Below are 3,414 nucleotides of genomic sequence, written 5' to 3' on the forward strand. Positions count from 1 at the left end.
CGCGACCTGGCCCGCGCCATCGCCTTCCAGGACGCGCTGTGGCGGCTGTTCGAGGTGCCGGACTTCGACGCCACGCAGGTGGCCGACGCGACGGTGGTCTGCCGCTGCGAGGAGGTGACCGCCGGCGCGTTGCGCGCCGCGCAGGCCGGGGGCGCGGCCTCGCTCGGCGCGCTGAAGAAGGCGACGCGCGCCGGCATGGGGCGCTGCCAGGGCCGGATGTGCGGGGCGACAGTGGCCCGTTTCGCCGGTGCCGTGGAGGAAGGCGGCTGGGCCGCGCCACGCGCGCCCGTAAAGCCGGTGCCGGCGCTGGCGCTGGCGATGGAGAAGCCGGAATGGAGCGAGGCGCCCGGCTTCGAGGCGCCGGTGGCGCTGGCCCCCACCCCGACCCTCCCCCGCCAGCGGGGGAGGGAGCAGGCATGCGACCTCCTCGTCATCGGCGGCGGCGTCGTCGGCCTCGCCATCGCGCGCGCCGCCGCGCGCGAGGGTCTGCACGCGCGCGTCGTGGATCGCGGCGAGCCGGGGCAGGGCGCCTCGACCGCCAATGCCGGCAGCCTGCACATCCAGCTGCACGCCTATGACAGCGCCGGCGCCGCCGACGGCCCGGAGAGCGCGGCGGCGCAGATCCTCGCCCTCGGCCCGCGTTCTGTCGCTCTGTGGCGCGAGATCGCGCGCGAGTCCGGCGAGGAGCTCGCTATCCGCACCGAGGGCGGCCTGATGCTGGCCGAGACCGAGGCGCAGCTTCGCGCGCTGGCCGACAAGGTCGCGATGGAGCGTGACTTCGGCGTGGACAGCCAGCTGCTCGGCGCGAACGAACTCTACGCCCGCGCGCCCTGGCTCGCCCCGGGCTTCGCCGGCGCCGCCTTCTGTGCCGAGGAAGGCCAGATGGATCCGCTGCGCGGCCTCTCGGCCCTGCTGCGCCTCACGCGGAAGGCCGGCGCGGAGATCGTCTCCGGCGTGGCGATCACCGCGCTGGCGCAGGACGGCAGCGGCTTCGTCGCCACCACGCCGGAAGGCGGGGTCCGCGCGCGGCGTGTCGTCAATGCCGCCGGCCCCTGGGCGGGCGTGATCGCGGATCTGGCCGGCGCGCCCATCCCCGTGCGCGCCACCGTGCAGCAGGTGATCGCGACGGAAGCCGCGCCGCACGAACTGCTGCGCCCTCTCGTGCTGCATGGCAGCCGGCATCTGTCGCTGAAGCAGGGTGATGGCGGCCACCTGATCCTCGGCGGCGCCTGGCCCGGCGAGCTCGACCCGCAGGGCCGCCCGCGCAACCTCCGCGCCAGCATCGAGGGCAATCTCTGGGTCGCGCGCAGCGTGCTGCCGGCCATCGCGGGGCTGCACGTCATCCGCGCCTGGACCGGCATCAACGTGCAGATCCCCGGCCCGATCCTGGGCGAGGACCCGCGCCTGCCCGGCCTGTTCCACGCCGTCACCTTCAATGGCTGGACGCTGGCACCGGTGATCGGCGAACTGATCGTGGAGGCGCTGCGCGGCGGCAAGGGGCCGCCGCCCGTCTTCTCCCCGGCCGCCTACGCGGCGCGCTCGTAGATCGCGTGCAGCGCGCCACCGGCGCGCGGCGTGCAGGACACCAGGCGCCAGCGCGTGTCGGGCGTGCCGTCCGGGAACAGCGGGATGCCCGCGCCCAGCACGCGCGGCATCACCGCCATCTCCAGGATGTCGAGCTTGCCGATCGCCAGCATCTGCCGGATGACGTCGCCGCCGCCCTCCACCCAGACGCGCCGGCAGCCTGCCACCTCCAGCTCCGCCGCCAGCGCGGCCAGGTCGCCGCCGCGGGCGGACACGCCGGCGGGCGCATCCGGCAGCGGCCGGCGCGTAACGACCACGGTCGGCTTGCCCGGATAGGGCCAGTCGCCCATCGCGCGCACGGCGTCATAGGTGGCGCGCCCCATCACGATGGCGTCCACCCCCGCGTAGAAGGCGTCGTAGCCGAATTCCTCCGGCGGCCCTTCCTCGCCCAGCCAGTCCACCGATCCGTCCGGCCGGGCGATCCGCCCGTCAAGCGAGACGGCAATATAGCAATGCCAGATCGTGCGCATCAGTGCAGGCGCGGCGCCTTGAGGAAGCTGGCGCGGTCGGCGCTGGCCACCGGCACGCTGAACTTGCGCCCGTCGCGCTCGGCCTGCAGCTGTACGCTGACGCCCGCGCTGCCGCGCGACCACAGGCTGCGCCACAGCGCCGCCAGGTCCGGCGCCTCCGCCCCGTCGATGCCCAGGATGCGGTCGCCCGCGCGGATCCCCGCTTTCTCCGCCGGCCCCTTGGAGGCGACGGAGGCCACCACGATCCCCTCCTCCTGGTCCGCCGCATAGAGGCCGATCCACGGGCGGGCCGGCTTGTTCACCCGCCCGTAGCTGAGCAGGTCGTTCAGGATCGGGTGCAGCAGGGTCGTCGGCACGCACATGTTGAGGTCGAGCCGCCGCCCGCGCTTGTCGCGGTGCTGCAGCACCAGGCTGCCGATGCCGATGAGCTTCCCGTCCGGCCCGATCAGCGCCGCGCCGCCCCAGGAGGGATGTGCGGGCGCGGTGAACAGCGCCTCCTCCAGCAGGTACTCCCAGTAGCCGGCGAAGGGCTCTTTGGCGACGATGGAGCAGGCCACCGCGCCGCCCTCCTCGTCGTCCCGCCCGCCCTGCGGGGCGGCGGCCAGCACCGTCTGCACGCCGGTCTCCGGCGTCGTCTCCGGCCCCAGCGGGATCGCCGGCGTCTCCAGGCGGCCCAGCGCCTGCACCAGACCGAAGCCCGTCTCGAAATCGAAGGCGAGCGCATGGCCCGGCACGACGCGGCCGCCGGCGGTCGTGATCCAGATGCTGTCCGCCTCGCTCACCAGGTAGCCGATGGTCAGCACCAGCCCGTCCGCGCGGATCACCACGCCGCTGCCCTCGCGCTCCGTGCCCAGGGTGCGGGCCGAGAAGGCATCCGCGGGCACGCGCGACTTCAGCGCCACCACCGAGCCCAGCGCCGCCGGGAGGTCGAAGGCATAGTCGGCCGGGTCCGGCCGCAGCTCCTCGGGGATCGTCCAGTCGTCCTCGGCCATGTGCTTTCCCGCCGTCGCGCCGCCACCCTACCGAACGGCGGTAGCGGGACGGAAGCCGGGGGGTTCCAGGAGACCTTATCCCGGCAGTTCGTCCAGCAGCTCGATCTGCCACTGCAACTCCGCGGCCGAGAGCGTCCAGCCGCCCTCCACATTGGCGCGCAGCACGCGCGGCGGCGGGATGCCGAAGGCGGCCTGCACCTCCTCGGCCAGGTCGGCGGTCCAGCCGGCGCGCCAGCACAGCGCGGCGATCACGCGCGGGCTGCGTAGCGCCAGCGCCGCCTCGATGCGGGCGGGCGGGAAGCCGGACGCGGCGGCCAGTTGCTCCAGCACGCCGTCGCGGTCACCGGCGCGCGCGGCCTCCCGCGCAG

At 74.8% G+C, this 3,414-nt stretch carries 3 protein-coding genes and 1 pseudogene; 1 reads left to right on the forward strand and 3 read right to left on the reverse strand.

Annotated features, from left to right (window positions below):
- A partial coding sequence (locus tag OZN99_RS27895; protein WP_270938486.1) for an FAD-dependent oxidoreductase occupies window positions 1–1,545 on the forward strand: 1,545 nt, incomplete at its 5' end.
- On the opposite strand, the gene OZN99_RS27900 is transcribed toward OZN99_RS27895, so the two are convergent.
- The 3 genes and pseudogenes from OZN99_RS27900 to OZN99_RS27910 all read right to left on the reverse strand — a co-directional run.
- Complete coding sequence (locus OZN99_RS27900) at window positions 1,527–2,054, reverse strand: dihydrofolate reductase family protein (protein WP_270938487.1); 528 nt, start codon at window positions 2,052–2,054, stop codon at window positions 1,527–1,529. The genes OZN99_RS27895 and OZN99_RS27900 overlap by 19 nt on opposite strands.
- Window positions 2,054–3,046: a S1C family serine protease gene (locus OZN99_RS27905; RefSeq protein ID WP_270938488.1), complete on the reverse strand. Its 993-nt coding sequence runs from the start codon at window positions 3,044–3,046 to the stop codon at window positions 2,054–2,056. Before OZN99_RS27905 ends, OZN99_RS27900 begins: the two co-directional genes overlap by 1 nt.
- 75 nt (window positions 3,047–3,121) lie before the next feature.
- A pseudogene (locus tag OZN99_RS27910) lies at window positions 3,122–3,414 on the reverse strand (hypothetical protein); the annotation flags it as partial.

Source organism: Falsiroseomonas oryzae, assembly GCF_027856955.1.
In the GTDB taxonomy this organism is placed as follows: domain Bacteria; phylum Pseudomonadota; class Alphaproteobacteria; order Acetobacterales; family Acetobacteraceae; genus Falsiroseomonas; species Falsiroseomonas oryzae.

What these genes read in the sequence shown, in the direction of transcription:
- OZN99_RS27900 (WP_270938487.1), bottom strand. Translation starts at nt 2,054, where the DNA reads ATGCGCACGATCTGGCATTGCTATATTGCCGTCTCGCTTGACGGGCGG.
- OZN99_RS27905 (WP_270938488.1), bottom strand. Translation starts at nt 3,046, where the DNA reads ATGGCCGAGGACGACTGGACGATCCCCGAGGAGCTGCGGCCGGACCCG.